The 6,606-nt window shown below is 73.8% G+C and carries 3 protein-coding genes; all 3 read left to right on the top strand.

All coding sequences use genetic code 11. From position 1 onward, the window contains the following. Positions 1 to 3,165 (top strand): type I polyketide synthase (locus ACIQOV_RS20900; RefSeq protein WP_401050500.1); only part of this gene is annotated, 3,165 nt, incomplete at its 5' end. Beyond that, entirely contained in the window at positions 3,162 to 5,414 is a 2,253-nt protein-coding gene (locus tag ACIQOV_RS20905; RefSeq protein ID WP_401050504.1) for a cytochrome P450, read from the top strand. The genes ACIQOV_RS20900 and ACIQOV_RS20905, both read left to right, overlap by 4 nt. After that, positions 5,414 to 6,577 (top strand): macrolide family glycosyltransferase, encoded by a 1,164-nt coding sequence (locus tag ACIQOV_RS20910; RefSeq protein WP_401050506.1) that lies wholly within the window; start codon positions 5,414 to 5,416, stop codon positions 6,575 to 6,577. The genes ACIQOV_RS20905 and ACIQOV_RS20910 overlap by 1 nt, the downstream gene beginning before the upstream one ends. Positions 6,578 to 6,606: the final 29 nt, after the last annotated feature.

Here is a 6,606-nt window from a genome sequence, read left to right on the forward strand (position 1 = left end):
ACCGTGCTCGGTTCGACGCTGCTGCCCGCGATGGCGTTCGTGGACATGGCCCTCCCCGACGGGCAGGGCGTGGTGCTGACCGGGAAACTCTCCGCGTCCGTCCACCCGTGGCTGGCCGAGCACACCGTGCTCGGTTCGACGCTGCTGCCCGCGATGGCGTTCGTGGACATGGCCGTCCACGCCGGCGAGCACACGGCCAGCCCCGTACTGTCCGAGCTGGTCCTGGAGACGCCGCTCGTGCTGTCCGAGCGCGACGGGGTGCACGTGCAGGTCACCGTCGGCGCGCCCGACGACACCGGACGCCGGCCCGTCACCGTCCACTCCCGCACCGCCGCCGAGCCCGACGAGTGGACCCGCCACGCGACCGGCGTGCTCGGTCCGCCGGCGGACCGGGCGACACGGGCCGACCGGACGGCCGTGCCCGGGGCGGACGACAGCGAGGCCGCGCCGATCGACATCGGCTCGCTCTACGACCGGCTCGCCGACGCCGGCTACGACTACGGGCCGACCTTCCAGGGGCTCACCGGCATCCGGCGGCACGGCGAGGACCTGCACGCCGAGGTGAGCTTCCCGGCGGACCCCGCGCAGCTCACCGGTTACCGCGTCCACCCCGCGCTCCTGGACGCCGCCGTACAGCCGCTGACCCTGCTCGCCGGGCTCGCGGCCGAGGACGGCGGCGCCGGCGGCAGCCCGGCGCGGCTGCCCTTCTCGTTCTCCGGTGTGTCGGTCACCGGGTCGGCCGCGACGGTCCGCGTGGTGCTGCACCCGACCGGGCCGGACACCTGCGCGGTGCGGATCACCGACACCGCCGGGACGCCGGTCGTGAGCATCGACGAGATCGTCCTGCGGCCCGTCGAAGCGGCGGGTCACGGGGCCGGGCGCCGGCCGAACACGCTGTTCGCCGTCGACTGGACCCCGATGGCGGCACCGGACGGCCCGGACACGGAGACGGTCCTCCACGAGGTCGTCGGCGAGGGCGAGCCGGTCGCGGCCGCCCACGCGGTGACCCGGGAACTGCTCGGCAGGGTCCGGGAGTTCCTGGCCAGCGACACGCCGGACCGGCTCGTGGTCCTCACCGGCGACGACCTGGCCTCGGCCGCCGCCCGCGGCTTCCTGCGCAGCGTGCACAGCGAGAACCCCGGGCGGATCCTGACCGTCCGGCACGACGGCACGGCCGCGTCACGACGGGCGATCCCCGCCGCGGTGCGCGCCGCCGTGAGCGACGGCGAGCCCGAGATCCGGTTGCGCGACGGAACCGCCCTCGTGCCGAGGCTGGTGAGGGCCGCCCCGGCCGCCCCGACCGGGCCGGCCGGACCCCTGGACGGCGCGCCCCTGGACGGCACCGTGCTGATCACCGGCGGCACCGGCACCCTCGGCGTCCTGGTCGCCCGGCACCTGGTCGCGCGGCACGGCGCCCCGCACGTGGTGCTCGCCGGCCGCCGCGGCGTCGAGCCGCCCGGGCTCCGGCAGGAGCTGGGCGCCGCCCTCACCGTGGTCGCCTGCGACGCCGGTGACCGCGGGGCACTGAGGGATCTCGTCGCCTCGATCCCCGACCTGCGGGTCGTCGTGCACGCCGCCGGGGTCGTCGACGACGCCCTGGTGGGATCGATGACACCGGAACAGATCGACACGGCACTGCGCCCGAAGTCCGATGCCGCGTGGCACCTGCACGAGGCCACCGAGCACCTGGACCTGCGGGCGTTCGTGCTGTTCTCCTCGGCGTCCGGGGTGTTCGGCGCCCCCGGGCAGGCCAACTACGCCGCCGCGAACGCGTTCCTCGACGCGCTCGCCGAGCACCGGCACGCGCGCGGTCTGCCGGCCACCTCCCTGGCCTGGGGCCAGTGGGCCGAGTCCAGCGGCATCACCGGGAACCTGACCGGGGCCGACCACCGCCGGCTGGCGAGGACCGGGATGCTGCCGCTGGCCACCGAGCAGGCCCTCGACCTGTTCGACACCGCCCTGTCCGGCGAACGCCCGGCGCTGGTGCCGGTCCGCCTCGACCTCGCGGCGATCGACACCCCGCCCGCGCTGCTGCGCGGACTCGTCCGGCCGCGGCGCGCGCCGGCCCCGGCGGCCGGCCCCGGCGGCCTGCGGGCCAGGCTCGAAGCCCTGCCCGAGGCCGAGCAGCGCGTCCTGCTGCTCGACCTGGTCGTCACGCACAGCGCGAGCATCCTCGGGATGGCCCCCGGCGGGATCGACGACCCGCGTCAGCTGTTCCGCGACCACGGCGTCGACTCGCTGACCGCCATCGAGCTGCGCAACCGGCTCAACGCGGCCACCGGGCTCCAGCTCCCGGCGACCCTCGTCTTCGACTTCCCGACGCCCGAACAGCTCGTCAACCACCTCTACGGGCAGCTGTGCTCGCCGGAGAACCGGGTCGCCGGGCCGATGGAGCGCCTGCTGCGCAAGGCCGTCGACGTCGGCCGCGCGCAGGACGGCCTCGACCTGCTGGCCACGGCGTCCCGGCTGAGCCCGGCCACCGACGCGCCCAAGGCCGAGGCGGTCGCCCTCGCGGCCGGCTTCCTCCAGCCGTCGCTGGTCTGCCTGCCGTCCGCGCTGGCGTCCAGCGGCATCGAGGAGTACGGGCGGTTCGCCGCGGCGCTGGAGGCGGTCCGCGACGTCACGGCGGTCACCCTGCCGGGCTTCGCCGGCGACCCGCTGCCCGCGGACGCCGACGTCCTGGTCCAGGAACTCGCCGAGGCCGCGTCGGCCGTCGCCGCGCCGGTGCTGGTCGGCCGTTCGGTGGGCGCGTGGCTGGCGCTGGCGACCGCCGGGGAACTGGAACGGCGGGGGGCCCGGCCCAGCGCCGTGGTGCTCATCGACGGCTACCCCGACGACCTGCCGGGTGTGCTCACCGGCATGCTCGACGCCGGCCACCAGGTCCAGCCGGTCGACGACGACCGGCTGGTGGCGATGGGCCGTTACCTCGATCTGGCCGGCGCCCCGGAGCCCGTCACCGCGCCGGTGCTGCTGGTGGGCACCGGGAAGCGCTCGTGGCCCCGGCTGTCCACCACCGCCCAGGAAGTGCTCACCGTCTCGGGCGACCACTTCACCGTACTGGAGGAGCACTCCGCGGCCACGGCGCTGGCCATCAGCACATGGCTCCTCGACTTCAGCGGATACGGGGCCGGGTTGTCCGCACTCAGGGGAAAGGACTACGCATGATCTGGGACAACGTCTACATCGGCGGAACGGGGCGATATCTGCCGCCCCGCACGCCCGCGACGCAGGCCGTGCCGGACACCGCGACCATGCGGCGGCTGCTCGCGCTGTCGGACTTCGTGTCGTTCACCCGCTCCGACGACGTCACCGAGCACGCGATGGCCGTGCACGCGGCGATCGGAGCCCTGCGCGAGTCCGGCCTCAGCGGCGCCGACATCTCCATGGCCGCCTACGCCCAGATGGACCACCAGGACCACATGGCGTCCTCCTGCCACCTGCAGCGCGTCCTCGGCCTCGGCCACGCCCTCGTCTACGAGGTCGAGGCGACCAGCAACGGCGGCTCGGCCGCGCTGCAGTCCGCCGCCGCGCACCTGGTGGCCGACCCGGCCGCGACCGCGACCCTGGTCACGGCCACCGCCCGGTTCCTGCCGCCGCGGTGGGAACGCTGGCAGCCCACCATCGGGATCTTCCTGGCCGACGGTGCGGTCGCGGCCGTGCTCAACCGCGAGGGCGGCCGGGCGCGGCTGGTCGCGACCGCCAACAGCTCCGCGACCCAGATGGAGGTCCTCGCCACCCCGACGATCCCGGACCCCGAGGGCCACCGCAACCGTACGCCGATCGAGGTCACCGGCCTGGCCCCGTATCTGACGCTGATGAGCGGGGCACTGGTCACCGCGGTCGAGCAGGCCGCCGAGGAGGCCGGCGTCGGCGTCGCCGACATCACCAGGTTCGTCGTCACCGGTCTGGGCCTGGCCCAACTGGAGGTCGTCGTGCTGGAGCCGCTCGGCATCGACCTGGGCCGCACCACCTGGCCGATGCTGCGCGAGCTCGGCCACGTCGGGCCGTGCGACCAACTGCTCGGCATCGACCACCTGCTGCACGACGAGACCCTCAATCCCGGCGACACCATCATGTCGATCGGCCTCGGCATGGGCTCGCGGTTCACCGCCTCCCTGCTGGAAGTCACCGAGCCGCCCAAGCCCCGTACGACCACCACCTTCACCGAGCCGGTGCGCGCGCAGGCCCCGCCCGCCGACGCGTACGTCATCGACCCCTCGGGCGGCGACATCTTCGGCGAGGCCGCTGCCTTGCGCGAGCGCGGCCCGGCCACGCCCGTCGAGCTGCCCGGTGGCGTGTCGGCCTGGGTCGTCACCGGGCACGACCTGGCGAAGAACCTGCTGCTCGACCCGAAGGTCTCCAAGGACGCGAACAAGCACTGGCCCATGTGGCGCGACGGCGACATCCCGCCGGACTGGCCGCTGATCATGTGGGTCGCGATGCAGAACATGTTCACCGCCTACGGGGCCGACCACACCAGGCTGCGCAGCCTGGTGGCCAAGGCGTTCACCCCGCGCCGCATCGAAGGGATGCGGCCGCGCGTCGAGGAGATCACGGCCGGCCTGATCGCCGACCTGGCCACGGTGCCGCCGGGGCAGACGGTCGACCTGCGCGCACGGTTCGCGTTCCCGCTGCCGATCCAGGTCATCACCGGATTGTTCGGGTTGACCGCGCAGACCGGCGCGGACCTGCGGCGGCTGGTGGACGCGGTGTTCAGCCTCGACGCGGACCCGGCGGGCGTGCAGGCCGCCTCCGGCGAGCTGTACATGCTGCTCAAGGAGCTCGTGGCCGCCAAACGGCGCGACCCCGGCGACGACATGACCAGCGACCTGATCGCCGCGCAGGAGGCGGACGGCACACGACTGTCCGAGCGGGAACTGCTGGACACCCTGCTGCTGACCATCTCCGCCGGCTTCGAGACGACAGTCAACCTGCTCGACCACGCCGTCCACGCGCTGGCCACGCACCCGTCCCAGCTCGCCCTGGTCCGGTCCGGGACCAGCACGTGGGAGGACGTGGTGGACGAGACCCTGCGCTGGCAGGCGCCGGTGCCGAACCTGCCGCTGCGGTACGCCGTGGAGGACATCTCCGCGGACGGCGTGCGGATCCGCAAGGGCGAGGCGATCCTGCTGTCCTACGGCGCGGCCGGCCGCGACCCGGCGCAGCACGGGGCCGACGCGGAGGACTTCTCCGTCACCCGGCCGTCGCGGGCCGACCACCTCACCTTCGGGCACGGCGTGCACTACTGCCTCGGCAGCCCCCTGGCGAAGCTGGAGGCGACGACGGCGCTGTCCGCGCTGTTCTCCCGGTTCCCCCGGCTGCGGCTGGCCGTCCCGTCGTCCGAACTCGAGCCGCTGGGTTCCTTCTTCACCAACGGGCACAAGACTCTGCCGGTCATCCTGGAGGAGAGCTGATGGCCCATTTCGCCTTCGTGAGCGCGCCCGCGTCCGGGCACGTGAACCCGACCCTGCCGCTGGTCGAGGAGCTGGTCCGGCGCGGTCACCGGGTCAGTTACGCCACGGGGCCGGCCACCATGGACGCCGCCTTCGCCGCCGGGGCGTCGCCGGTGACCCTGCCCTCGCAGCTGCCGCCCGACATGGCGGCGCGGGGCGAGTTCACGGCGGAACAGCTCGCCGTGACGATGGAGTACTACCTCGACGACGCGCGTGCCTCTTTCCCCGTCCTGGCCGAGCACTTCTCGGCCGACCCGCCGGACGCGGTGTGCTACGACTCGGTGACCTTCACCGGGAGGATGCTGGCGAACCTGCTCGATGTGCGGGAGGTCTCCCTGGTGCCGACCTTCGCGGAGAACGAGTCCTTCTCGGCGGCGCAGGTGTACTTACCGGCCGACTTCGACCACACCAACCCCCGGCTGGTGGCCGCGATTCAGGACATGGGGAAGTTCGCGCAGGGCCACACCTTCCTTGAGGACCCGAACCTGATGTTCGGCCACGTGGCCCCGACGAGCCTGGTGTTCATCCCCCGCGAGTTCCAGATGTCGGGGGACACCTTCGACGAGCGCTTCCACTTCGTCGGGCCGTCGCTGAGCAGCCGGCAGACCGCTGAGGAGTGGAGCCCCCGGTCGCAGGCCCCGGTGCTGCTGATATCGCTGGGAACCGTCTTCAACGACCGGCCCGAGTTCTACCGGACCTGCATCGAGGCGTTCGGGGACAGCGACTGGCAGGTCGTCATGGCGGTGGGCGGGCTGGACCAGGAGTCGCTGGGCCCGATCCCGGCGAACGTCGAAGTGCACGCGCACGTGCCGCAGGTGGCGGTGCTGCGACACACCGAGGTGTTCCTGAGCCACGCCGGGATGAACTCGGCGATGGAGTCTCTCTACCACGGGGTGCCCTTCGTGGCGGTGCCGCAGATCCCGGAACAGCGGGCGATCGCCCGGCGGGCGGAGGAGCTGCGGGTCGGCAGGACGCTCGCCGAGCCGACCGTGCAGGGCCTCCGCGACGCCGTCCGGGACGTCCGGTCCTGCCGCCCCGGGGCGGCGGCCCTGAGCCGGATCGTGCGCGGGGCGGGCGGCGCGTCAAAGGGGGCGGACGTCCTGGAGAAGCTGCTGGCGCGGTAGCGGCCGGACTCCACCGGGCAGCCCGTACC

This window comes from Kitasatospora sp. NPDC091257, from assembly GCF_044757675.1.
Taxonomy (GTDB): Bacteria; Actinomycetota; Actinomycetes; order Streptomycetales; family Streptomycetaceae; genus Kitasatospora; species Kitasatospora lactacystinica.

Excerpts from the sequence above, each read along its gene's own strand:
- ACIQOV_RS20905 (WP_401050504.1), top strand. The coding sequence starts at position 3,162 with ATGATCTGGGACAACGTCTACATCGGCGGAACGGGGCGATATCTGCCG.
- ACIQOV_RS20910 (WP_401050506.1), top strand. The coding sequence starts at position 5,414 with ATGGCCCATTTCGCCTTCGTGAGCGCGCCCGCGTCCGGGCACGTGAAC.